Genomic DNA, 24511 nt, shown 5'->3' on the forward strand with positions numbered 1-24511 from the left:
CCAACAACAGTTTTCGATCTTTTCCGCTATTTGAATCAATTACTTGCAAAAATTAGCCATTGCGGGCCCGCGATTTCAGGTGTGACAGTGTACCCCAGCCAAGTGGACCTCGCCATAAATCCTTCCATTTTCCGCCACTCCCGAGAGGCTTGTAAATGTCATCACTGGAACAGAGAGCACATTATCGCGGGTCATTGATCGCGATCTATCAAGCTGCATTGAAACGGGTGGAGGGCCGGATATCGGTATCGAACTGGTTGAAGCAAAACCCATTTCAGGGTCCACTGAGGGTGATTGCCATCGGTAAGGCGGCCCAATCGATGCTATACGGTGCCTATGATGTGTTGAATGACAGGATCGATCAGGCATTGATCATCTCCAAACAGGGGCATATCGACCCGACTTGGTGCCGGCAGCACGGTTGTATTACCCATCAATCCGCACACCCCATACCGGATGAGAGCAGTCTGCAGGCCGGCCGGAAACTGTTGGATTTCATTGCGGACGGATCTGAACTGCCTCTGCTGTTTCTGATCTCGGGTGGTGCCTCGAGTCTGGTGGAGATGGCAATCGACGGGGTAGGCCTGGAAGACCTGGCACGGGTTAATGGCTGGATGCTGGGTAGTGGTCTCGATATCCTGCAGATGAATACGATACGCAAGGCTCTTTCGCGCATAAAAGGAGGGGGGCTGCTCGCCTTCCTGGAGCAGACCGAGGTGGTGGGATTGGTTATTTCAGATGTGCCTGGCGATGATCCGGCCACAATCGGATCGGGATTGCTTACCCCGGATGGGGACCTGGCGGAGCGTCTGGCGGCGCTATCCCTTCCATCCTGGCTGCAGGATAAACTGCAGCGGTGGGAGAGGCCGCGGATCACGATGAGTACCTCGCAACCCAGGCTGGAAATCATCGCCAATCTGCAGATGGCCCTGGAGGCGGCTGCCGAATATGCCTCCGGCATGGGTTACAGGGTTTCACGGCGGGAAGATTTTCTCAGCGGGGATGCCGCCGACCGGGGTAAATCTTTGGCGCAAGAGCTGTTGCAGGGGCCGCCCGGGATTGTTATATGGGGAGGGGAAACGACGGTCGCCCTGCCGCCGAATCCTGGGCAGGGAGGCAGAAATCAGCATCTTGCCCTTGCTGCGGCCCGGGAATTGGCCGGTGCCCAGGATTGTTATCTGCTGGCGGCAGGTACCGATGGCAGCGACGGTCCGACCGAGGATGCCGGAGCAGTGGTGGATGGAGGAACGGTGGCACGGGCTGCATTGCATGGAGAGAAGCCTGAACGTGCTATTGCGAATGCCGATTCGGGGCGCTTTCTTGAGGCCAGTGGAGACCTCATCTCTACTGGCCCCACCGGCACCAATGTGATGGATCTGGTGATAGGTTTACGGGTGTGAAATGGGTTTAGAGCAGTCTCTTTTTCAGCGGGCCAGACAGTGTCTTTTATCGGATGTGGTGGATCAGAAACTACAGCTCTCCGAGGTGACGGCGGATGCCTGGGTCTCCGGTGAACTGGTCGCAGAGGGCTGTACGCCCAGTGAGACAATCACTCATGCGGGTCGTCCACATCGACCGGAACTGGTCCATCCGAGCCAGTTGCCGAGACGCGGCCTGGGAAGTGAAACGGGCCGTCTGGCGTTGATCCATGCCATTGCCCATATCGAATTCAATGCCATCAACCTGGCCTGGGATGCGGTGCAGCGTTTCCCGGAGATGCCCCGTGCCTACTATGACGACTGGATTCGGGTAGCGCGGGAAGAGGTCTATCATTTTCGCCTGCTTCGCCAGCGGCTTCGTGCCGGCGGTGCGGATTACGGTGACTTTGCAGGCCACAACGGTTTGTGGGAGATGGCGCGGAGAACGGCTCACGATCCATTGATCAGAATGGCCCTGGTGCCGCGCATGCTGGAGGCCAGGGGCCTGGACGTGACACCAGGTATCATGCGCCGTTTCGAAGCCATCGGTGATCATGAAACAGCGGCGGTGCTGCAGATCATTCTGCGCGAGGAGGTGGGGCATGTTCAGTTCGGCAGCCGATGGTTCCACTATCTTTGTGAGCAACGGGGGTTGCAACCGGAACAGACCTATTTCGACCTGCTGGAAAATTTCCTCAACGGCGAAATCAGATGCCCGCTGCATCATGAAGCGAGGCGGGAGGCCGGTTTCAGCAATCAGGAGTTGCAACGTCTGGAGGCATTATGCGCAGGTGGTTGATTGCAGTATTCCTGGGCTGGCTGGTACTGATGTCAGCACTGTTACAAGGTAAGGGGAACTCAGCGGATGAGATTGAGGTCGGGCTTCTGCTCTATGCCGCCCGTGAGGCAAACGGCGATGCAGTGACGAACCGGTTGCTGATCACACCGAAGATGTTGCGTATTGAACAGGAAAAAGGAGTTGACGGATACATACTCTATGACCGGGAAGCGGGCGTAATCTACAGCGTTACCCCGGAAGAACAGTCGATTCTGGTGATTCAACCGCAATCCGGCAGTATGCAGACGCCTCCTGAGATGAGATTGAACATCGAACGGCTAGTCGACATTGACGGGCCGCAGATCGGCGACAGCAAACCGCAACATTGGCAACTGATTGTGAATAATGAAATCTGCCGTAATGTAATCCTCGCGCCGGGCCTGATGACAGAGGCTTTGACGGTCTATCAGGATTATCTGACTCTCCTGGCAAACCAGCACTACTTGAGCCTGAATGCCATTCCAGCCGAGTATCGCGACCCCTGTGAAGATGCAATCCATGTCTTCGCGCCGACCCTGTTTTTGCAGAAGGGACTTCCCGTCCGTGTGTGGGATCGAATGGGCAATCAACAGCGCCTGTTGAATTTCTCCTATCAGCATAGGGTCGACTCCAGCCTGTTTCGTTTGCCGGCGGACTATAAACGGCAGCCGATGGCGGGCATTGAATGACGGAGACTTAGGACTGCGCTAGCTGTATGTCTCTCTGCGGAATCCTTGAGGGGTCACGCAAACCAGTTCGCCATGATCATGATGCCACTCGGCCAGAACATGTCGGTAATGGCGTTTGTCCTTTAATTCAATGACATGGTCAGCAGGTCTGTGGGTATGGCCATGTATCAAATGATCAGCCTGATATTCAACGAAGTAGGATGCCACTGTATCCCGGTTGACATCCATGATCGATTCCGGTTTCAGTGACTTGGCCTCCCCGCTTTGCGCCCGGTAGGTCTTTGCTAGTTCCAACCGTTGTTGAATCGATTGGGAGAGGAAGTGTTTGATAAAGTCAGGGTTACGAACTTCCCGGGCAAATTTCATATAGGCCTGATCTTCGGTGCACAACAGATCACCGTGCATCAACAGCGTCGGCTTGCCATACAACTCCACCAGGGTTGGGTCCTGCATGAGTACGGCCCCTGTCTCCCGGCAAAAACTTTCACCGATGAGAAAATCCCGGTTACCATGCATCAGCCACAACCGGGTTCCGGCCTGACTGAGTCGATGCATGGCCCGTTTGATCTCGGCTATCGGCGGCGCCTCATGGTCGTCTCCGATCCATGCATCAAAAAGGTCGCCGAGGATATAGAGATGGTCGGCCTTGGGTGCCCTTTCCGAGAGGAAGCGGATGAATAACTGCACCGTATCCAGCCGTTCGGCGGATAGGTGCAGATCCGAGATAAATAGCTGTTGGGTCACTCAGTGATTTCAGCCTTCTCGATGACAATATCCTCTACCGGCACATCCTGGTGTCCGGCCTGGGTAGCCGTGGCGACCCCTTTGATCTGATTCACCACGTCCATGCCGCTGATTACCTTGCCGAAAACACAATAGCCCCAGCCATCCTGTCCGGGGTGATCGAGGAATTTATTATTGGCCACGTTGATGAAGAACTGTGCGGTAGCCGAATGGGGCTCCATGGTACGTGCCATGGCTATGGTGCCGATCTCGTTGGAGAGGCCGTTTTTGGCCTCGTTTTCAATCGGCTCACCGGTCTGCTTCTGGATCATGCCGGGTATAAATCCACCACCCTGGATCATGAAGTTGTCGATTACACGGTGGAAAATCGTACCGTCGAAAAAGCCATCCTGCACATATTGTTTGAAATTCTCACAGGTTTTCGGTGCATTCTCTTCGTCCAATTCAATGACGATGGGACCGAGATTTGTCGTTAATGTGATCATGAAATGTCCTGTTTGCAATAACTTGGGTGAGAGATGGTTTACTCGAGAATAGTAACCTTCTCGATGATAATGGGTGTTTTGGGCACGTCTCGCATGCCAGCCGTGACGCCGGTGGGTTGTTGGGCAATGCCGTCCACTACCTCCATCCCCTTGGTGACTTCACCGAACACAGCATAACCCCATCCATCGTGTCCGGGATAATCGAGGAAGTCGTTGTCTTTGTGGTTGATAAAGAATTGTGCGGTTGCTGAGTGCGGCGCGGAAGTTCTGGCCATGGCGATCGTGCCGCGTCTGTTTTTCAAACCGTTTTTGGCTTCATTTTCGACCGGGTCGCGGGTCTGCTTCTTTTGCATGGTTTCGGTGAAACCGCCGCCCTGGATCATGAAGCCCTTGATGACGCGGTGGAAGATTGTGCCGTCATAGAAACCATCCTTTGCATACTGCACGAAATTCTCGATGGTCTTTGGTGCCTTCTCTTTATCGAGTGACAATTCGATCTCACCCATTGATGTCTTCATCGATACCTGTACATTGTCAGCCCATGCGTTGACGGATAACAAAGTCATAAACAGTAGCCAGGGTAGTGGAATATGTGGTGATTTTTTCATGGAATCCTCATGGTAAGTGCTATCCGGTCGGTGCATCATAACGGTTCGATGACGGCTTAAAAAGGGGGAGGGCAGGGGAGTGTTCCGATGACCGGGCAGGGCTTTGCCGCAGCAAATAAAAAAGCCATGCGGCTTGGCATGGCTTTTTACGTGCCGAACAATGGGTTATAAGAGATCAGTTGTTACCGGCTCCTTGGGTAATCCAGTTTTCCACAGTGGCGATCTCCACCTCGCTAAGCGCCTCCTTGCCGTGGGGCATGCGGATCGATGGATCGACCTTCCCTGCGATAAGGCGATAAAATGAGCTTGAGAGTGGGTCGCCGGCTACCACCACGGGTCCGAATTTTGTTCCCTTCATCAGGTTTTCATAGCTATCGGTGATAAAACCGCTGGCTTCAGCACCAGCTCCCCCAGGTAGATGACACTCGGTACAATACTTTTCAACCAATGGTTTGACCTCTGACTTGAAACTCACCGGGGCCGGTCCGGCGCTGCAACCCATCAACAGGGAGGTGCAGAGTGTTGATGAAAGTAAGAGTGTCGTGCTTCTAGACATTGATCTGCTCCTTAATGAGAAATTTATAGGATCAACTGTTTACAGACACAGTGATCCACTTCTGTATATCCAACCTAAAAAATATATCTTGGACACTGCTCTTCCAGTATTCAGGAAGACAAATTTCAACTGCAATCTAGCATGTGCATGATGAGTGAATCCGTGTAAACACCCCGTCTACTTCATGCCCATCACCCAATTGAGTACACCTTTTATATCATCCAGACTCGCCTGGCTGGGCGGCATGGCGGTAGTACCCCAAATCAGAGGGTCCCCAGGGGTGCTTCCAGCCTTTACCTTTGCCGCTAACCGGTCGACGGCACCAGCTTCGCCGCCATATTTTGCGGCCACATCCTTGAAGGCGGGGCCTACTAGCTTGGCATCGGCCTTGTGGCAGCCCATACACCCTGAACGCATGGCCAGGGTTTGATCAGCTGCTGCGGCATGGGTGAAGAGTGTTGCCACTATCATTGAAGCAAAAGCGATTTTGCGCATCAGAAAACTCCAAAACTGTTTTACCGGTCACACCGGGATTCGGTTCCCCGGCAGATGACCCTACTTAATCCACATACACTGTGTCGGGAGATTTCCCGGATTCTTTAGCAATGTATATGACGGCATGGCTTAAAACTCACAACTGCGGTATGCCGTGTCACAAAGGGATGTGAGTAGTTTTCTGATTTACTTTGATTTTCATGTGCCTGTGAGAGTTTTTGATAGAAATACGCCTTAAAATAGGTGCTGCGCCGCCCTTTACCCATAGCCTTTTTAAAAATACTCAAGAGTTTCTGGGAATTGCCGAGAAATAGAGACATGTAGACAGTTTGTTTCATTAGATAATAGGTTTGACCATGAGTAAGTACATCTCGGTACAGTGGAAAATTCTCACTCCGATGGCCCTGATCTTCATTCTCATTATGTCGGTTGTCACCGTCTATTCTGCGCAACAGCAAAAGGATCGATTGCTAAGGTTGACGGAGAATCAGATTTTCGACGTATTGAACGGTTATCTCGACAGTATGAATGCCATGATGTTTACCGGGACCATGGGTAACAGGGAGATGTTGAAGCAGAAAATCGAGAAGCGGGACGGGGTGCTCGAAGTGCGTATGTTGCGCGGAGAGGCGGTGAACAAGACATTCGGCGATGGATTCGATCATGAGAAACCCTTGGATGACCTGGACAGACGGGCATTGAATGGTGAACAGATCATCCAGGTGGAAGAGGTCAAGGGTGATCGCATTGTTACCATCATTGAGCCTTTTGCCGCGGTAGCGGACCGCAATGGCACCAACTGCCTGACCTGCCATGCCTTACCGGAAGGGACGGTCCTGGGTGCCGGCAGGTTGACCTTCTCACTGGCTGAAAGGGACAAGGCGATCGAGAATGAGCTGTTGTTCAGCGCCGTGATCAACTTTATTGTTTTACTGGCTGGTCTGGTCATCATAAACACGATTATGCGTAAGGTGGTGATCAAACCACTTTATGGATTGAAAAAGACCGTGGAAAAGATTGGTGCGGATTCCGATCTGCGTCCACGCGTATCCCTTGGGGCCAATGATGAGTTTCACCAGGTTGGCACGGCCGTCAATACCATGCTGGACAGGTTTCAACCCACCATCACCGACCTGGCTCAGACAATGGATGGTCTGGCGAACTCTGCCGAGCAGCTGGCCCATGTCACCAAAACGACCCGTGATGGGGTCGATGAGCAGGAAAAAGAGACGAGTCAATTGACCGTGGCCATTGGTGAGCTCACCCTCGCCGCGGAAGAGGTGGCGAAGAATGCAGCCGGCGCCGAGCAGGCGGCGGTTGAGGCGAGATCCAACGCGGGAGACGGCAGTGATGTGGTCGCCCAGGTATCCGAATCCATCAAGCGACTGGCGAATCGGGTGGATGATGCCGCGGTAGTTGTACGTCAGCTTGCTGAGGGTACGCAAAGCATTGGCCAGGTCTCCGAGTCGATCACCGCCATTGCGGAGCAGACCAATCTTCTCGCCCTGAATGCGGCCATCGAGGCGGCCCGGGCCGGTGAACAGGGTCGCGGTTTTGCGGTGGTTGCCGATGAGGTGCGAAATCTGGCTCAGCGCACTCAAGAGGCGACCCATGAGATTCAGGATATCATTGAGCAGTTGGTATCAGCCTCCAACCAGGCGGTTAAGGTGATGGACGGGAGCAAGAAGGAGGCAGATCAAAGTGTCACTGATTCCGACCGAGCCGGTGAGGCCCTGGCGCAGATCGCAAGCGCGGTGGAGTCGATCAGTGATATGAATTCGGTCATCGCCACTGCCGCCGCGGAGCAGACCTCCGTGGCCAGTGAGATCAACAAGAACATCATCGCCATCAACGAAGTATCCCACCAGACAGCCGAGGGGACCTGCCGTACACTCAAGGAGAGTGAAGAGGTGGCGCGGATCTCCGCCCAGCTGGATAAGATGGTTGATCAGTTCAAGGTTTGATGGGTAGTATCGGGACCGCCCGGCGAAAGCCGGGTTAGGTCTCCCGATGCGTGATACCGCGCAGTAGCTCTCTACGGGAAATCGCCGACTCCCGACTCTCTTCAGCTGTTTCTGAAACCTGTTCAGCGATGGCATAACCGTCTACGTCGATCTCGACCTCCTCTTCTCCACGTAGAATTCGCCCGAGCAGCTCCTCGTCATAGGGATCTTCATCAGGCTCATCGACCTCGACCATCAGGGTCTGCATGAAACTTCTGGCGGCTGCCTCTGCATGCTGCTGATTGACGAACTCGTGCATCGGTGAATAGAGCGAGTGGGTCTGGCAGCGACCTATACCGTCAATCTCATTGACCATGAATTTATACTGATTGGCAGGGAGGCGGTGGGGCTGTTTGTGGCCCAGTTCCATCTCGCTCCAATCCTCGTTTTCGGCTGGAAACATAATCAAATTCATCATCCAGGGGGTGATGACGATGCCGATGCTGCGGCCCTGATAGTGTTGAAAACCGACAGTCGCGACTTGCAGCATGGGATTGAGCAGGGGAATACCCTGCATCTGCTCTTCCTGAATACGGGTAAAGGTCTCTTCAATCAGGCAGGTCAGCTGTTGTAGATCGTGCATGGTGTTCACCCCGATGATTCGTCGGCTGTCAGGATTCTGCCAGTCCGGGAAAATAGTGGTCGACGTCGATCTCGGCGTCATCAGTCATGATGGCGCTGAGTCCGTCCAGTGCCTTGTCGATATTGCGTGCATCCTCTTCATCGATAACCTCTCGCGCGGAGCCGAGAAAGGTCAGCAGCCAGGTGCCGGCCGGTTGCGGACCGGTCAACATCATGTTGATCTGCTCCTCGCCGTTACGGGTACGGCAGCGGGCGGTGAATTCACCCGCTTCCAGCACCAGGGCCGGAATGCCTACGCACATGCTGTCGCCTCTATGCAAACATCAGTCCGCAAATGAATGTGAATAAACGCAAATGGTTTGAACTTGGGCAGGGTGAAGCATCGCCCCACCCTGCGGGTGTGACAGATTTGTGAGAGTCGAATTGTGTTCATTGGCGGTTAATGGTCATCTGCCAAGACCCGCGGCTGCCTCGTAATCGGCCTCCCGCTTCCAATGTCCATCGCCTGCTTCAGCGCGTTTTTCGAGTTCAATCCCCAGCGAGGCCAGCTCGTCCACAAGCATCTGCACCATGGCCTCCAGGCCTGCTGCGGCCTCCGGAGTCAGCCCGAGCCGGTTCTCCAGGGAATGCGGCACCATACCGATGATGGTGACCTGCTGCGGCGTTTCGCCCTTGAGGGAAAGCAGGGCCAGCAGATCGGAGACACCGAGCTGATGGTTGGAAAGCTTGGTCTGAAAAAAGGCAGGAATCTCATCGTTGGCAATGCGAACCAGGCTGCCATAGGGTGCCCCGGTATTCACCGCATCGGCGATAATCAGGTTATCCGCCCGACGCATCGGTTCGAACAATTCCATACCTGTGGTGCCGCCATCGACAACCTCGACACCATTGGGAATATGGTAGCGATTCACCAACTCCTCAACGGCCCGGACACCGATGCCTTCGTCCTGCATCAGCACGTTGCCCATGCCGATCACCAGGGTCTTCTTTACACTGTTTCTCATGCCGTTAACTCCCCTGCTGTAACGCTTACAGTGCCTTGACCCGCACGATCTCCTGCTGCTCGGTGTCGACCATGTGAATGGCGCAGGCGATGCAGGGATCGAAGGAGTGGACGGTGCGCAATACCTCCAGGGGTTTCTCCGGATCGGCCACCGGATTGTCCATCAGGGAGGACTCGTAGGGACCGATCTCGCCATCTGCGTCACGGGGTCCGGCGTTCCAGGTACTGGGCACCACCGCCTGGTAATTCTTGATCTTGCCATCCTCGATCACCACCCAGTGGGAGAGGGTGCCGCGGGGCGCCTGGTGGAAGCCGACGCCTTTGATCTCGCCCTTGGGGAAGACCGGGGCGTTGAAGGTGTCCAGGTCACCGGTGCCGACGTTGTCCACCAGCTTCTGCCACTGTGACTTCAAGGTATCCATCATCACCGCGCAGCGTACCGCCCTGGCGGCATGGCGGCCGATGGTGGAGTTGACCGCGGAGAGCGGTATATCCGGATTCTGGGAGACCGTTTTCAGGATGTCCAGCGCCTGATTGAGGTATTGGTTGTAGCCCTCGTGGCCGCTGGCCACACCCACCAATACGTCTGCCAAGGGACCTACCTCGGCCCGCTTGCCGTAGAAGGTGGGGGCCTTGACCCAGGAGTATTTACCGTCGTCCTGGAAGTCGGTGTACTCGGGTTCGGTTTCGCCCACCCAAGGGTGGAGTGCGTCGCCGCCCTGGTACCAGGCGTGTTTTGAACTCTCCGCCACACCGTCGCGGAAGTAGGCATCGCCGAAGGTGGTGATCGGCTTCAGGCTGTTGATGTCGCCGTTCTCGATGTAACCGCCGGGCAGGTCGAAGACGGTGCCCTTGGTGTCCTGGGGACAGTCGGGTACTGTCAGGTAGTTGTTGACGCCACCGCCGATGCCGGCCCAGTCGAGATAGAAGGCGCCCACTGCCGGCACGTCGACCAGGTAGGTCGATTTGACAAAGTGGTCCAGCTTGTCGATGAAACCCTTGATCAGCATCAGGCGCTCGATGTTGAGTACCGAGGGAGCGTCGTGACCGATGGAGTTACTGACCCCGCCCACCGCCACATTCTGGATGTGTGGACTCTTGCCGCCGAGGATGGCGACGATCTTGTTGGCGTTGTTCTGAATATCCAGTGCCTGCAGGTAGTGGGCAACCGCCAGCAGGTTGACTTCGGGCGGTAATTTCATGGCCGGATGGCCCCAATAGCCGCTGGCAAAGGGACCGAGCTGGCCGCTGCCGACGAAGGTCTTGAGCCGCTCCTGTACTGCCTTCATCTCGTGGGGGCCGTTGAGATGCCAGTCCGACAGACTCTCCGCCAGCTTGGCGGTGGCCACCGGGTCGGCGTCCAGCGCCGAGACCACGTCCACCCAGTCCACCGCAGAGAGGTGGTAGAAGTGGACGATATGGTCCTGTATTGCGTGGGCGGTCTGGATGATGTTGCGAACCAGCTGGGCGTTGACCGGCACCTCCAGGTCGAGGGCGTTTTCCACCGCGCGTACCGAGGTGATGGCGTGAACCGTGGTACAGACGCCGCAGAAGCGCTGGGTATAGGTCCAGGCCTCGCGCGGGTCGCGGCCGACCAGGATCTTTTCGATACCGCGCCACATCTGACCGGACGACCAGGCCTTGCTCACCTTGCCGTCATCCACCTCCACATCGATGCGCAGGTGGCCTTCGATGCGGGTTATCGGGTCGACAGTTATACGTGTTGTCACGATGGAATCTCCTCAGGATGTTGCAGAGTCTGCTTTGTGTAGCACGGGGAATTTCTTCACCACGAACAGAAAGACCATGATCTCCAGGGCCACCATGCCGGCGGTGACCATGATCTCCGGGACAGAGGGGAAGTAGCTGTAGCCCGGACCCGGATCGTAGGTGATGAGAAAAGCGTTGAAGCGGTAGAGCGAGCCGGCGAAGAGCATGGAGACCGAGGCCCAGAGCAGCAGTGGGCCGTGTCCCCGGTATTTGGCCGAACTCAACACCACCAGCGGAAAGACGAACAGGGCCGTCTCCAGCAGGAACATCAGACTGCCCAGGTCACCGGCGAAGATAAGCCCCAGCTTGCCGTTCAATAGGATCTCGCCGAAGCGGAACCCAAGGTAGACTGAGATCAGACCGACAATCCCCTTGCCCAGACCCGCCAGCAGGGGTGTTTCAGAGGGGCGCCGGAAGCCGACGCTGCTGAAGGAGGCCTCGAAGACCACCACCGCAAAGCCCATGGTCAGGGCGGTAAGAATGGCCAGCAGGGGTTGCAGATGCAGCGATTGCCAGAGGGGATGCACCTTGTAGCCCATGGCGATCAACATGGAGCCAAGGGAGGACTGGTGCATGGTCGGCAGCAGCACGCCGAGGGCGATGAAGATGAAGAGCACCTTGTTCAACGTCTTGATCAGCCCTTTGGCGCCGAACCTCTCCAGCAGGGTGGGGGCAAACTCGATGCAGAGCACCAGGATGTAGGTAGCGACACAGAGGCCGACCTCCAGCATCACCGAATTGAAGTTCATGTGCCAGGGAGTGAAGATGTTGTAGAACTGCCAATAGCGGCCCATGTCGATCATGGCACCGATGCCGCCCAGGCCGTAGCCGAGCAGGCTGGCCAGCAGGGCGGGACGCATCAGCGGATGGTACTTGCCCTTGTTCATTATATAGACGGTGATGGCAAGGGCGTAACCGCCGCAGGCCAGGGCGGTGCCCACTACCACGTCATAGACTACCCAGACGCCCCAGGCATAGCCGCCGTTGAGATTGGTGACAAACCCCATGCCGTAAATGAAACGCTGGGCCAGGTAGTAGGAACCGATCAGGGCCACTATCCCGAGAATGATGAACGGCAGGGTGACGACCGGCCGGTTGAGGGGTTGGTAGGTGCTCATGAGTCGTCTCCTTCCTCGTCTTCGGTATTACGGCGCACCACATAGGTGAGCCCGGCCAGGGCGATGGCGGGCAGAGCCATATAGCTGTAGAGGGTGTGCTGTACCGTCTCCGAGATGGAGGCGTAGGAGCGTTCTTGCAGCGGCGGCATACCGAGTTTGTCGAAGGGGATGGAGGAGATGTGCAGGACGTTGGTGCCGCCCGCCTCCTTCTCGCCCCAGACATGCTGCCGGTACTCGGGCACCGCCTTTTCGTGATGGCTGTCGGGATTGCGCACATCACCGCGAGGGTAGTTGTAGATCTCGCCAGGTTTCAAAGTCATACGACGCTTGGCCTCTTCCAGCAAAGCCTTACGCGAACCGAACAGGGTGGCGCCGGTGGGGCAGGCCTCGGCGCAGCCGGTCATCTGGCCCTTGTCGATGCGCTCAACCCCGGCCTGATTGCACATCTGACACTTGTGGATCTCACCGAAGGGATTGTCGTAGTCGAACTGGGGCACATTATAAGGACAGCCCACCATGCAGGTACGGCATCCGATGCAGGCATCGGGATGGTGGGTGACGATGCCGGTCTTCGGATGGCGCCGCATGGCGGTCACCGGACAGACCGAGACACAACCCGGATCGACACAGTGCATACAGCTGCGTTTTTCGAAGGCGTAGCCGTTTTCCACCGCATCTTTCAGTTCACCCTCGCCGTCGCTGTAGACCTTGATCACATTGAGGGTTTGAGCAGACAGGTCATAGGCTGAGTCCCAGGCGGTCTCATCGCCCAGTGGGGTCGGGGGCATGCCGTTGACCTCCTTGCACTTGCTGACACAGGCCTTGCAGCCGATGCACAACGTCGAGTCGTAGAGCATGCCGATGGCCTCTTCCGCCGGCTCCAGGTTGCCTCGGGCCTCGGCGTTGCCGGCGCCCAAAAGGGCTGCGCCGCCGCCAAGGGAGGCCTTGAGAAAGTCTCTGCGTTTCATGGTGCCCCCTTACTCCCCGTCCTGCTCTTTACCATCCAGCTTCTTTGATGCCATGGCGGTGGCGCCGACCGCCAGGCCGACAGCAGCACCGGCGATGGCCGCCGCGCCGGTAGAGAAGCCGGCGTTGTCTTCGCGGTCCTCGATGTCGGGGAACATGTTGGGTGGGGTGTGGGTCTTCACGTCGGCCAGGCTGAACAGGGGCTTGTTGAAACCGACACCCCCTTCGGAACAGCCGAAACAGGGGTGGCCGACGCCGATGGGCCAGACACCGCCGCCCACATTATTGAATTCCAGGCTCGGGCAGTTGTTGTAGGTCTCGGGGCCTTTGCAGCCGAGTTTGTAGAGGCACCAGCCCTTACGGTGTCCCTCGTCACCGAACTCCTCGGCGAAGCGGCCGGCATCGAAGTGGGGCCGGCGATAGCAATTTTCATGGATCAAGCGACCGTAGGCCCACTTCGGACGACCCTTCTCATCGATGGGTGGCAGCTTACCGTAGGTCACGAAGTAGAGTACCGTACCGATAAAGTTGGCCGGATTGGGTGGGCAACCAGGGATGGTCACCACTGTTTTGCCGGACAGAAATTGCGGCGCACCCACCGCGCCGGTTGGATTGGGCTCTGCCGACTGCACGCCGCCCCAGCTGGCACAGGAGCCGAATGCGACGATGGCTGCGGCGTGCTCCGCCGCTTCCCGGGTGATGTCGACCATGGTCTCACCGCCGATCTTGCAGAAGATGCCGTCGCTGGCGAGAGGGATGGCGCCTTCCACCACCAGCAGGTATTGCCCCTTGTTCTCCTGCATCACCTTTTTCTTGATCTCCTCCACCTGATGTCCGGCACCGGTATCCAGGGTCTGGTGATAGTCGAGGGAGATCAAGTCGAGGATGAGGTGTTCCAGGGAGGGCTGTTCGGAACGCAACAGGGCCTCGCTGGGTCCCGTGCACTCTTGCCCATGCAGCCAGATGACAGGCGGGCGTTTTTTCGGATCGGCTACCGCCTGCGCCATGGCCATGGCGGCATTGGATGATAGGCCGAGAGATGCCGCTACACCGGTACAGAACTTGAGAAAGGTCCTGCGTGATACGCCCAAGCGTTTCTCCACTGCTGAATAATCGAAATCGTGCGCTGCCATCTGTCAGTCTCCGGTTATCTAATGAGGCAATGAGTGTGCTGCAGTCTGCTAGAGACAAGGCCCCATATCCCGCAATATATGTGCCGGAAATCCTTTATTGCTTATTTTCATTGGCTTAGTGAATTTAGCTGATTGAATATCCATTGATATGTGGTAGCGGTCATTGCATGATCAATTCCCTACTGGAAAGAAGGTTTACACTTTACAGGGTTATTATCAGAGTATTTCACTGTGGATTTGTTAACGATTTTTTAGCTTCCGGCGATTGGATGGGGCCGGCTGTCGAGCTTTGAGGAAAACGCCGCTTTTCGTTAAGATGCGCGGCACTTACTCCCCTGTTGATGTGAACCACTATGCTCAAGCTCTATAACGATCTCAGCAACCGCAAAGAGACCTTTCAACCACTACGGGCCGGTACGGTTCGCATGTATGTCTGTGGTATGACGGTCTACGATCTCTGTCATCTCGGACATGCGCGGGTGATGGTGGTGTTCGATGTGGTCTATCGTTACCTGCAGGCGAGTGGCTACGAGGTAAGCTACATCCGCAATATCACCGATATCGACGACAAGATTATCAACCGGGCGAATGAGAAGGGTGTGCCCTTCAGCGAACTTACCGAGGAGTTCATTCACGCCATGCACCAGGATGCCGATGCATTGGGCGTGCTGCGACCCACGGATGAGCCCAAGGCGACCCAGCACATGGAGGAGATCCTGGCGATGATCACCCGCCTGATCGAGAACGGACATGCCTATACCGCGGATAACGGCGATGTCTACTACGATGTGCGGAGTTTCAGCGACTACGGCAAACTCTCCGGTAAGTCGGTCGAGGATCTGCGCGCCGGTGCCAGGGTGGAACCGGGGGACGCCAAGCGGGACCCACTCGATTTTGCTTTGTGGAAGGGGGCAAAACCGGACGAGCCGGCATGGGATTCTCCCTGGGGGCGCGGACGGCCCGGCTGGCACATCGAGTGTTCAGCCATGTCCACCAAGGCCCTAGGCGACAGCTTCGATATTCACGGCGGGGGCGCGGATCTCACCTTTCCCCATCATGAGAACGAGATCGCCCAATCCGAGGGAGCGACCGGCCATCCCTTCGTCAAATACTGGATGCACAATGGATTTGTGCGCATCAATGACGAGAAGATGTCTAAATCGTTGGGTAACTTCTTCACCGTGAGAGAGATCCTCGAGCACTACCGGGCCGAGGAGGTTCGCTACTTCATCCTTACCAGTCACTACCGTTCGCCACTCAACTACGACACCGAGCATCTGGATAATGCCCGCGCCGCACTGACCCGGTTCTATACCGCAATGAGGGGTATTCCCGAAGCGCCGGCAGCTGGTGGTGAAAATTATGTCAGTCGATTCCGCGATGCCATGGATGACGATTTCAATACCCCCGAGGCACTGGCGGTGCTGTTCGATCTGGCGCGCGAGATCAATCGCCTGAAGGATAACGATGTGAGCGCCGCCGCCAGTCTGGCTGCTGTGCTGAGAGAACTGGGCGGGATGCTCGGTATTCTTCGGGATGATCCCGAGGACTATCTGCGGGGCGGTACGCAAGCGGGAGACGACACTCTATCAGGCGAAAAAATAGAAGCGATGATCCAGGCGCGTATCGATGCCAGGACGGAGAAAAACTGGGCCGAAGCCGACCGTATCCGTGACGACCTGCAAGCTGCCGGCATCATTCTGGAAGACGGACCCCAAGGTACCACCTGGCGTAGGGGATAAATTTATCGGTGCGGCAAGCCGCACCCTACACGCTAGCTAAGATCGTAGGGTGCGGCTTGCCGCACTGTTTGGCCATGATGAAGCTATTTTGTTGAGCTGTGCAGCTCCGCCGCCTGAAGGGTATTCTCCAACAGGGTCACAATGGTCATCGGTCCGACCCCGCCGGGTACCGGTGTGATCCAGCTGGCTCTTTGACTGGCCGATTCGAAATCCACGTCCCCCACCAACTTGCCGTCCTCATTGCGGTTCATGCCCACATCAATGACGATGGCGCCCTGTTTGACCCAATCGCCCGGCACATACTCCGCGCGACCGATGGCGACCACCAGGATGTCCGCATTGCGTGCCTTCTCCGCCAGGTCCTTGGTGCGGCTGTGGCAGACCGTGATGGTGCAGCGCGCCGCCAGCAGCTCCAGCGCCATGGGACGGCCGACGATGTTGGACTGGCCGATGATGACCGCATCGAGTCCCTCCAGTTTCTGACCGGTTTTCGCCAGCAGGGTCATGATTCCCTTGGGGGTGCAGGAGCGCAGCAGGGGCATGCGAAGCACCAGGCGCCCGACATTGTAGGGATGAAAGCCGTCCACATCCTTGGTCGGCAGAATACGCTCGATGACGGCCTCTTCGTCGATCTGTTCCGGCAGGGGTAGTTGCACCAAAATGCCGTCGATCGCTTCATCTTCGTTCAGCTGATCGATCAGCGCCAACAGTGCCTCCTGGGTGGTCGAGGCAGGAAGATCGTGAGAGACGGAGTGGAACCCGACCTCGTCACAGGACTTTCGCTTATTCCTTACATAGACCCGGGATGCGGGATTGTCCCCCACCAGAACCACCGCCAGACCGGGGCGGCGCAAACCCGCCGCCACGCGTTGTTCAACGCTCTGTTTGATCTGTTGCCTGAGATCGGCCGCGATGGCCTTGCCGTCGAGAATCTGCGCACTCATGGGTGTTCCCGGGTGTCTTATTGAAATCAGGATGGGGATGATACAGAAAGCTGAACCAACTGTCAGTGTGGAATGCCCGCCACCATTGACCTGAAGGGGCATCGTCAGTATTATTCCCCCCCTTTGTTCACCCAGGGTGTAGGGATATACTTTTGGGATGATTTTCGGGGTATAGCGCAGTCTGGTAGCGCGCCTGCTTTGGGAGCAGGATGTCGGGAGTTCGAATCTCTCTACCCCGACCAGTTTTCTGCGCCCGTAGCTCATTTGGATAGAGCATCGGCCTTTGAGCGCACATGGCCCAGGTTATGTGCAATCAGGAGCCTTTATGAGGAATGCAACTCATAAAGTGGATCGCACTGTATCGGGGAAACCTTAACAGGTTGTGCTGATGGCAATCCCGAGGAAACCTTTGGTTGAACCAGCCATATTACGCTGGGTAGGTAACCGGATCTGTCTGTGACTGCAGGTTAGGACAGATGCAGAGGGGATCCCTAGAGACTATACGTGCGACACCTGAGACGGTGAAGAGATAGTCCAGACCACAAACCCTGCGGGGGCGTCGAAAGACGTAGTTGGTAAGCTAAGCCGAGGGTAGCAGGTTCGAGTCCTGCCGGGCGTGCCAAGTCTGCAGGATAGGTTGCGGTATCGCAGCCGGATAGAAACGGTCAATGGTGGACGTAGCTCAGTTGGTAGAGCTCCGGATTGTGGTTCCGGCGGTCGTGGGTTCGAGACCCATCGTCCACCCCATTTTCGCAAGCACTCCATTTCACATGGGGGCAACAGCTCATGGGCCATTAGCTCAGCTGGTAGAGCAGTGGACTCTTAATCCATTGGTCGTAGGTTCGAATCCTACATGGCCCACCAATTTTCTCAATGAGTTACCAGTGGAAACTAGGGGAGATTTTAAGGAGTAGGGTCCAGATTGTGACCACACTGTGACCTACTCTATCGTCATTAAGTCTCCCAAGTAGGTTCTAGACCGCTGAAAGCAGAGCATCAAACTAGTACAGTCACGACTCTACGGGCCTGCCAAAGGAATGACAATTAAAAATGGACCTTTAGAAGCCGATATTGAAGCCTTCAGGGCCAGGTTCATGGCTCATGTACCGGAAGACTCTCCAGATGATTCTCTTGTGATTATTAAGGGATATCTGCTTTCTGTTGTAAGTCCGCACACCCCTAGATGTTATTTGGAAGGTGGGGTTTACCCCCTACCGCATGGAGAGCGTATCCGCATTCCTTGATCCGTGGGAGAAACAGGATGCTGCGTAACCGCTTGTTCAGGCACTTACCAGGATTATTACCCCTCCCGGTTTAAGAGAAACGCAATAAAGCTGGCAAAGAGGTCGTAATTGTGGAGGAATCAGGTGTTTCTTAGAAAATCAAATACCATTTCTCTTCCATTGATTCTTTAGTAGCCAGTCGTATTATTGGGAATACACAGTGTAGATTATCCCATGTCCGGTAGGCGATTAGATATGTAAACTTGTAAAGGGGAGATAAGCCATGATTAAAACCTATCGTAAACCCACACATATTGTATTGCCTGTAGCTTTAGCATTTGGTGTGGCTTTAGTGAGCTCAAACTCTTATGGTGGCATGCTTGAAGAATGTTTGAGCGCTGCCAGCCAGATTAAATCTGGTGATTTTATCAAAGTAGAATACCTCAATCCCTCGGCAGAGGGTCGTCCTACCTATGAAATCGAAGTGCGCACCCCCAAAGATCAGGAGTGGGAGTTTATGTGCGATGCAAGCAGTGGCTTGATCTATGAAATAGAGCAGGAGGTAGACACTGCTGACCATTCGTTATTCAAAAAGCATGCGAAGATCAGCGTCAAGCAAGCCAGTGAAGCCGTGTTGGAACTCTATCCAGGTAAGATTGAAGAGATCGAATACGAAATCGAGGACAATGGTGACGCAAGTTACGAAATCGACGTTGTGGATGAGGCGGGTACAGAGTTCAAAGTCGAAGTGGATGCAGTCAGTGGGAAAGTGATCGAAGTGCATGTCGAGAAGTGGGAGATAGGTGAGGAGTCGGGAGAACGCCAATAAGGGTTGGGCAATGGTCAGGCGTCCGTGCGCCTTAGCGAGTTCCAGGATTTGCACGGAGAGTTTCGGCAGTTTGTCGAGCAGGATTTTCTCGCGCGCGATCTTGGTTTCCAGACGCGCTTTTTGTTTTTGCAGGGCGTGCAGAAAGTACATGACCCATGGCTGCCAGTCGGGAGTGGCGGTGCGGATCGTACCTTGCGTGCCGCGTAGCGCCACAAAATAGCCTTCCTTGGTTTGCTCGATGACGCTTTCCAGTGAGCTATAGGGTACGTAAGAGTAGCCACTCCGGGGCGAGCATTCTCAGGGCGCGCCACGCGCCCTTGAACTCATCCAGCTCAGCTACCAGTGAGAGGACTTCACGGGTGATATTGAGGGTGTCTGTGTTCAAGCTCATACCCATATATATACCCATAAATATCCAAAAATAGCCCTTCCAATGCCGCGCCGCTGGCGGCGAAAAACGCCTCCCAAAACGCCCGCAGGGCATTCAGCTTGCGGGATTTCAGGTAGGGTTTGCCTTCTCCAATCCAGCCGCCCCCGATCATGTAGACTTTTTTTTCCGAACAGGTCGCTTACCAGCATGTTGATCGTCCCTATGAGTTGCAACGGTTTAATGTTTGATTGTGCTGAGTAATGGCTGCCGGGTGTCTCTAGGTTAAAAAATTCTCTAGCAATCATTACTTCAAATCAGTTATGGACTCTATCTTCAGGATTCCACAATTCAATTAAGGTAAAGACCTTTTGACCAGCTATGGTTCGGAATTTTCGAATCTATTACACAGAGAAACGAATATTAAATTGGTATGGCAGGCCATATTATCTTCTCAAGACAATAGATAACCGACTCCAAGGTGACTGATTATGGAAACTGCGAATGTATCAACTATTTCACCTTCTAAACTGTATGTAATGCAGAATCAGGGCAAGAGGATTGATCTGCTTGATGTGCGCACTGGCGTGGAGTACGGCAGCGGTCATATCCCCGGAGCAAAACTGCTGGCACTCGATGAAATCAGTGACGAAAGCCTCATTGAACATCTTGGTGATCCAAAAGAAAGGGATCATGCCTCCATCTACATCACTTGCCAGAGTGGATTTCGTGCACAGCAGGCAGCCGAACAGCTGTCTAAGTCTGGTTATCAAAAGCTGGTGCTGGTGGAAGGCGGTACACATGGCTGGGAACAGGCAGGTCTACCGATGAAACGTTGTGGCCGGGTGATTTCAATGGAGCGGCAGGTGCAGATTGCCATCGGAAGCCTGCTGCTTTTGAAAGTGACCTTCGGATTTACCCTGCATGAGTTGTTCTTCCTGGCAGGCGCCTTGATTGGGTTGGGTTTGATCATGGCTGGAATTACCCGCTGGTGCGGAATGGCCCGGTTGGTTGCAATGATGCCCTGGAATCGCAATAACAATTGCACTGAAAAGGCATTGGTATAACTGAGATATTTTTTTTAAAAGAGGAATCGCAAAATGGTATTCCGTCAACTCTACGACCATGAATCGTCCACCTATACATATCTGCTGGCTGAGCGAATGGGCGGGGAAGCCTTACTCATCGATCCGGTAAAGTCTAATGTGGACCAGTATATTCAGCTGGTGAATGAGTTGGATCTTCAACTGGTGATGGCTGTGGATACCCATATCCACGCGGATCATGTTACAGGTCTCGGTGCTCTGCGCCAGAGTACAGATTGTGCCAGTGCCATGGGCGAAATGACCAAAGCCGATTGTGTATCGCTTCACTTCAAGGAGGGAGAAAAACTCAGTGTCGATAATCTCCATCTGGATATTCTCTACACCCCGGGACATACGGATGATTCATATAGTTTTGTATTGCCGGATAGGGTCTTTACAGGTGACACGCTTTTAATCCGTGGTACCGGACGCACTGATTTTCAAAACGGTGACCCAGCAGCTCAGTATGACAGTCTATTCAATAAATTGCTGAAGCTTCCTGAGCAGACACTGGTCTATCCGGCCCATGATTATCACGGCATGACGGTGAGTACAGTCTGGGAAGAGAAGCGTTACAATCCGCGGCTTAAGGTGTCGGATAAACAGGCTTATGTTGAACTGATGAATAGTTTGAAACTGGATAATCCACGGATGATGGATATTGCGGTACCGGCTAACCGTAAATGTGGTTTGAAGACGGCAGCATAATCGCAGAACGGGTTTCTGCTGAGGATAAACGAATAGGAGGGCTATACCATGACATTGACTACACTACTTTTTTTCACCTTAACCGGTAGTCTGATTGTGCTGAAAGTGTGGCTGGTGGCTTTTGGATTACTGCTGCTTGTCAGGGGGACGATGCGTGCTGCTCATCCAGGCTCGATGGATCCGGACTACGCAGAAATTCCGGTCGAGTGCAGGTTGCAAGGGGTCTATAAGCCTTAAACCTGACGTCAGATCTATCCCATGTTGTTTGCTTATTATAATCCTGTCTGGACAACTCTTCCTGTGTATGGACAGGCAGGATCATGGGAAGACTATTTACTCTAAGGTATATAGTAATCAAAGGTCATCGTACCTTTAGCCTGCTAACCTGAAGAACTTCCGATTAGTTCACTTTTCGGTCTCTGATGAATCCCGGGGCCTGGAAAATAAAGCACCTGGATTCCGGCATTCGCCGGAATGATGGATTAATCAGTGGTCATATAGTCCCGGTTTTGAATGTATTCCCTTTCTCATTGGGAATGTCTGTCTCAGCTGATCATTTGAATCAGCCATATCTGTAACTCTCGAAGACTTAGGTAACGAACTTCCTGGAGTTCCGCTCTAGAAAATGCAAAGAGCAGGACCTGAATAATTGTAGATTTATACAGCATGATGATCGAAATTATCGAAACTTTTAGCCATGAAAACCGATTAATTGCAGAAGAACCAGGATAATAGAAAAAGAGTCAATATAGATGTGAGTAAGATATATCAAACTGATATCGCAGATGAAGCGAGTCGGAGGAGAAAATGGATACAACATATGCTGAGACACATCGCAGTGAGAAAACTCCGGAGATCCGGACCTTGAGTGTGACTGCACCTTATGAGTGGTTACGTATCGGCTGGAAAGACTTTCGCCAGGCAATCTTGCCAAGCCTGACGCTTGGGCTTCTCTTTGTGGTGGCTGGTTACGTCCTGGTATCCGCCAGTTGGAACTTGCCGCTGTTAACAATCACCTTTGTTACCGGCTTTCTGTTAGTGGCACCAGCATTGGCATTGGGATTTTATGAGATGAGCAGACGAATCCATGAGGGGAAGTCTGTTGGTTTTAATTCGCTGATATACAGCTGGAAGAATCATGGATGGTCAGTACTGCTGTTCGGCTTGGTGTTGGGTGTCGTGATGGTGGCCTGGGGTAGAGTGACAGGTCTGCTGGTTGCCCTGTCCCTACCGGTAATTGGTCCCTTCAGTGACCTCCTGAGCTGGCAGGCATTGACCGATCCGGGATTCATCGTCCTTTACATGGTGGTGGGTTTTGTGTTGGCAGCAGTGGTATTCAGTCTCAGTGTCGTCTCTATACCGATGCTGATTGATCGGAAAGTTGATGTACTCACCGCAGCAATGACTAGTCTGCGTGCGGTTGCCAAGAATCTAGGTGTAATGTTTCGCTGGGCCTTCATCATTGCGCTGCTGACAATCCTGGGCATGTTCACAGCGTTTATCGGCTTGCTGATCATTATGCCTCTATTGGGACATGCCAGCTGGCATGCCTATAAACAGACGGTAGCCGACTAAGTTTAGGGTAGGGGTGGAAGGGTGCTTTCACCCCTAACCAGTTAAAGCAAAGGCGCTAACAACCTGCATACAGATTCAACCATTTTTCTTGTTCTGGTTAAGGTTTTTCTATCAACCAGTTGTATCTCGTCAGCTGAATCGCAAAGTTTCAGAAACTCCCTTTCCATTTGTTCGGTTATTGACTCATCAAATAAAAACAGATTCGATTCGAAATTCAGGCGGAAACTGCGTTGGTCCATGTTTGCCGAGCCTATGGTGGATAAGTAACCGTCGATAGTCATGGTTTTTGCGTGGGTCATACTACTTTTCTGTTCGAATATCCTTACCCCTGCCTGCAGAAGCTGATCCTGAAATGATCGTCCTGCATGGAGCACGAGCGGATGATCGGACTGGCTGGGTAGCAGTAGCCGGACATCTATTCCCCGAAGGGCAGCGGTTCGCAAGGCAAGCAGAATCGGTTGGTCCGGAACAAAGTAGGGTGTTTCTATGAATACCTTCTGTTGTGCAAGAGTGATTGCGGTAAAGATAAAGAGGTGAATGCTTCTCCAGCGTTCGTCGGCTGGTCCACTGGATAAAAGCTGAGCGTGAACAGGTCCATAGTGTTCAAGTGCTGGAAAATAGTCACGACTGACCAGATCCTCTGCTGTGGCATGAAACCAATCCTGGCAGAAGGTCTCTTGTATCGAGTGCACAACCGGCCCCTCTACACGTGCATGAAGGTCTATCCAGGATTCTGATTTGGCTGCATATTGATCACCAACATTCATGCCGCCAATAAAAGCCTGGTCACCATCGATGATTACCAGTTTACGGTGATTTCTGTTATTCAGGGCGAGTTGTCGATTCAGTGGGTTAACCGGCAGGAAGCGTTTGATGCGTCCTCCAGCGGACTGCAACGGGTGGAAGAATGCTCGTTTGGTGGCGCGGGAGCCTACATCGTCAATCAGCAATCGCACCTCTACCCCTCTATTTGCTGCGCGCACCAGGGTATCTCGAACGCTTTCCCCAGTGTTGTCTGTCTGCCAGATATAGTAATCGAGATGGACATGTTGTGTGGCCTTGTCAATTGCCAGCTGCAGATGATCGAAAAGTAACTGGCCGGACCTGTAAATCTCTATCCGGTTACCGGCCAGAGGGCCATTGCCATCGAATTGTCGGGCCAGATGAATCAAGGATGGTGGCGCCAGGTCGGGTTCTGCATTTTGTTCGGCGTGTGTCTGTAGCCGCTCAATTCCCGGCGCGAGAAGGGATTCTACTTTATGGCGTTTTCTACGCCGCAGATGCAGGCGAGTTGTTCCCAACAACCAGAATGCAATAAGCCCGATAAAGGGAATAAACACGATTACAAGAATCCAAGCCAGGGTGGCGCCTGACTCCCTGCGTTGCAGCAGGATTGTGGGGATCAGTATGGCCACAATGACAAGATCCAGGAGGATCCACGACAAATTGAGCCAGCCAGTTGTGCTGATGGTCATAGGTTCTTTGTAGGTTAATAAAGTTGTGAAAACTGGCTTGAAAGCCAAATTGTATGTCACGGTCCGAAGTCACCTTTACAAATCATGATTCGAAAAAAGTGAATCATATCCAGTGTCATTCCGAATGTCCCAATGAGTCATACAGGCGATAATTCAGAGTGTAAAGATATTATGGA

General features: G+C 54.1%; 25 protein-coding genes and 3 tRNA genes. 13 read left to right on the forward strand and 15 right to left on the reverse strand.

Translation table 11 applies throughout. The features are described 5' to 3' along the window. Positions 1-155: 155 nt before the first annotated feature. Genes CODIS_RS05365 through CODIS_RS05375 form a run of 3 tightly spaced genes read left to right on the forward strand, consistent with a single transcriptional unit; the run spans position 156 to position 2924 of the window. Entirely contained in the window at positions 156-1400 is a 1245-nt protein-coding gene (locus tag CODIS_RS05365) for a glycerate kinase type-2 family protein (RefSeq protein ID WP_069121888.1), read from the forward strand. Between the two features lies 1 nt (position 1401). After that, complete coding sequence (locus CODIS_RS05370; protein ID WP_069121891.1) at positions 1402-2217, forward strand: ferritin-like domain-containing protein; 816 nt, start codon at positions 1402-1404, stop codon at positions 2215-2217. Beyond that, a complete protein-coding gene (locus CODIS_RS05375) occupies positions 2202-2924 on the forward strand; it encodes a hypothetical protein (RefSeq protein ID WP_069121894.1) in 723 nt (240 codons plus the stop codon). The genes CODIS_RS05370 and CODIS_RS05375 overlap by 16 nt, the downstream gene beginning before the upstream one ends. Positions 2925-2942: 18 nt before the next feature. Here CODIS_RS05375 and CODIS_RS05380 read toward each other — a convergent pair whose 3' ends face one another. The 5 genes from CODIS_RS05380 to CODIS_RS05400 all read right to left on the reverse strand — a co-directional run bounded on the left by CODIS_RS05380 (position 2943) and on the right by CODIS_RS05400 (position 5812). Beyond that, positions 2943-3668 (reverse strand): UDP-2,3-diacylglucosamine diphosphatase, encoded by a 726-nt coding sequence (locus tag CODIS_RS05380; protein ID WP_069121899.1) that lies wholly within the window; start codon positions 3666-3668, stop codon positions 2943-2945. Beyond that, complete coding sequence (locus CODIS_RS05385; protein WP_069121901.1) at positions 3665-4153, reverse strand: peptidylprolyl isomerase; 489 nt, start codon at positions 4151-4153, stop codon at positions 3665-3667. The genes CODIS_RS05380 and CODIS_RS05385 overlap by 4 nt, the downstream gene beginning before the upstream one ends. A 38-nt stretch (positions 4154-4191) precedes the next feature. Further along, entirely contained in the window at positions 4192-4719 is a 528-nt protein-coding gene (locus CODIS_RS05390; protein ID WP_154723031.1) for a peptidylprolyl isomerase, read from the reverse strand. 217 nt (positions 4720-4936) lie between these two features. Next, positions 4937-5317, reverse strand: coding sequence for a c-type cytochrome (locus CODIS_RS05395; RefSeq protein ID WP_069121907.1), 381 nt, complete (start codon positions 5315-5317; stop codon positions 4937-4939). A gap of 177 nt (positions 5318-5494) precedes the next feature. Further along, positions 5495-5812, reverse strand: coding sequence for a c-type cytochrome (locus CODIS_RS05400; RefSeq protein ID WP_201259010.1), 318 nt, complete (start codon positions 5810-5812; stop codon positions 5495-5497). Positions 5813-6168: 356 nt separating this feature from the next. On the opposite strand from CODIS_RS05400, the gene CODIS_RS05405 reads away from it, so the two are divergent. Further along, on the forward strand, positions 6169-7776 hold the full coding sequence (locus CODIS_RS05405) for a methyl-accepting chemotaxis protein (RefSeq protein WP_154723019.1): 1608 nt from the start codon (positions 6169-6171) through the stop codon (positions 7774-7776). 34 nt (positions 7777-7810) lie between these two features. On the opposite strand, the gene hybE is transcribed toward CODIS_RS05405, so the two are convergent. From hybE to CODIS_RS05440, 7 genes are all read right to left on the reverse strand, one after another. Beyond that, a complete protein-coding gene (hybE, locus tag CODIS_RS05410; protein ID WP_069121913.1) occupies positions 7811-8398 on the reverse strand; it encodes a [NiFe]-hydrogenase assembly chaperone HybE in 588 nt (195 codons plus the stop codon). Between the two features lie 28 nt (positions 8399-8426). After that, positions 8427-8699 (reverse strand): HypC/HybG/HupF family hydrogenase formation chaperone, encoded by a 273-nt coding sequence (locus CODIS_RS05415; RefSeq protein ID WP_069121915.1) that lies wholly within the window; start codon positions 8697-8699, stop codon positions 8427-8429. Between the two features lie 144 nt (positions 8700-8843). Continuing rightward, positions 8844-9401 carry a HyaD/HybD family hydrogenase maturation endopeptidase gene (locus CODIS_RS05420; protein ID WP_069121918.1) on the reverse strand — a complete coding sequence of 186 codons (558 nt, stop codon included), beginning with the start codon at positions 9399-9401 and terminating at the stop codon, positions 8844-8846. Between the two features lie 25 nt (positions 9402-9426). Then, entirely contained in the window at positions 9427-11130 is a 1704-nt protein-coding gene (locus CODIS_RS05425; RefSeq protein WP_069121921.1) for a nickel-dependent hydrogenase large subunit, read from the reverse strand. Positions 11131-11142: 12 nt separating this feature from the next. Next, complete coding sequence (hybB, locus tag CODIS_RS05430) at positions 11143-12288, reverse strand: Ni/Fe-hydrogenase cytochrome b subunit (RefSeq protein ID WP_069121923.1); 1146 nt, start codon at positions 12286-12288, stop codon at positions 11143-11145. After that, positions 12285-13256 (reverse strand): hydrogenase 2 operon protein HybA, encoded by a 972-nt coding sequence (hybA, locus tag CODIS_RS05435; RefSeq protein ID WP_069121925.1) that lies wholly within the window; start codon positions 13254-13256, stop codon positions 12285-12287. Before hybA ends, hybB begins: the two co-directional genes overlap by 4 nt. 9 nt (positions 13257-13265) lie before the next feature. Then, entirely contained in the window at positions 13266-14387 is a 1122-nt protein-coding gene (locus CODIS_RS05440; protein ID WP_069121928.1) for a hydrogenase small subunit, read from the reverse strand. A 353-nt stretch (positions 14388-14740) separates the two neighbouring features. On the opposite strand from CODIS_RS05440, the gene cysS reads away from it, so the two are divergent. Next, a complete protein-coding gene (gene cysS, locus CODIS_RS05445; RefSeq protein ID WP_069121932.1) occupies positions 14741-16129 on the forward strand; it encodes a cysteine--tRNA ligase in 1389 nt (462 codons plus the stop codon). 83 nt (positions 16130-16212) lie between these two features. Here the strand turns inward: cysS and folD are convergent, their stop codons facing one another. Continuing rightward, entirely contained in the window at positions 16213-17073 is an 861-nt protein-coding gene (folD, locus tag CODIS_RS05450) for a bifunctional methylenetetrahydrofolate dehydrogenase/methenyltetrahydrofolate cyclohydrolase FolD (protein ID WP_069122259.1), read from the reverse strand. 165 nt (positions 17074-17238) lie between these two features. Here folD and CODIS_RS05455 point away from each other — a divergent pair. The 4 genes from CODIS_RS05455 (at position 17239) to CODIS_RS05470 (ending at position 19125) form a co-directional block, all read left to right on the forward strand. Continuing rightward, positions 17239-17315 (forward strand) — tRNA-Pro (locus CODIS_RS05455). Positions 17316-17744: 429 nt separating this feature from the next. Next, a tRNA-His gene (locus CODIS_RS05460) sits at positions 17745-17820 on the forward strand. 41 nt (positions 17821-17861) lie between these two features. Beyond that, a tRNA-Lys gene (locus CODIS_RS05465) sits at positions 17862-17937 on the forward strand. Between the two features lie 642 nt (positions 17938-18579). Then, a complete protein-coding gene (locus CODIS_RS05470; RefSeq protein ID WP_069121934.1) occupies positions 18580-19125 on the forward strand; it encodes a PepSY domain-containing protein in 546 nt (181 codons plus the stop codon). A gap of 256 nt (positions 19126-19381) precedes the next feature. On the opposite strand, the gene CODIS_RS21495 is transcribed toward CODIS_RS05470, so the two are convergent. Next, positions 19382-19516 (reverse strand): hypothetical protein, encoded by a 135-nt coding sequence (locus tag CODIS_RS21495; protein ID WP_268805691.1) that lies wholly within the window; start codon positions 19514-19516, stop codon positions 19382-19384. A 467-nt stretch (positions 19517-19983) separates the two neighbouring features. On the opposite strand from CODIS_RS21495, the gene CODIS_RS05485 reads away from it, so the two are divergent. The 4 genes from CODIS_RS05485 (at position 19984) to CODIS_RS05500 (ending at position 22860) form a co-directional block, all read left to right on the forward strand. Continuing rightward, entirely contained in the window at positions 19984-20559 is a 576-nt protein-coding gene (locus tag CODIS_RS05485; RefSeq protein ID WP_069121943.1) for a rhodanese-like domain-containing protein, read from the forward strand. A gap of 33 nt (positions 20560-20592) precedes the next feature. Continuing rightward, on the forward strand, positions 20593-21285 hold the full coding sequence (locus CODIS_RS05490) for an MBL fold metallo-hydrolase (protein ID WP_069121946.1): 693 nt from the start codon (positions 20593-20595) through the stop codon (positions 21283-21285). 48 nt (positions 21286-21333) lie between these two features. Next, positions 21334-21522, forward strand: a complete 189-nt coding sequence (locus tag CODIS_RS05495) for a hypothetical protein (RefSeq protein WP_069121948.1) — start codon at positions 21334-21336, stop codon at positions 21520-21522. 570 nt (positions 21523-22092) lie between these two features. Next, the gene (locus tag CODIS_RS05500; RefSeq protein ID WP_069121951.1) at positions 22093-22860 is read left to right on the forward strand and encodes a DUF2189 domain-containing protein; all 768 of its coding nucleotides are present in this window, start codon (positions 22093-22095) and stop codon (positions 22858-22860) included. A 41-nt stretch (positions 22861-22901) separates the two neighbouring features. On the opposite strand, the gene cls is transcribed toward CODIS_RS05500, so the two are convergent. After that, entirely contained in the window at positions 22902-24305 is a 1404-nt protein-coding gene (cls, locus tag CODIS_RS05505; RefSeq protein WP_235615136.1) for a cardiolipin synthase, read from the reverse strand. Positions 24306-24511 lie beyond the last annotated feature (206 nt).

It is taken from the genome of Candidatus Thiodiazotropha endolucinida, assembly GCF_001715975.1.
Lineage (GTDB): Bacteria > Pseudomonadota > Gammaproteobacteria > Chromatiales > Chromatiaceae > Thiodiazotropha > Thiodiazotropha endolucinida.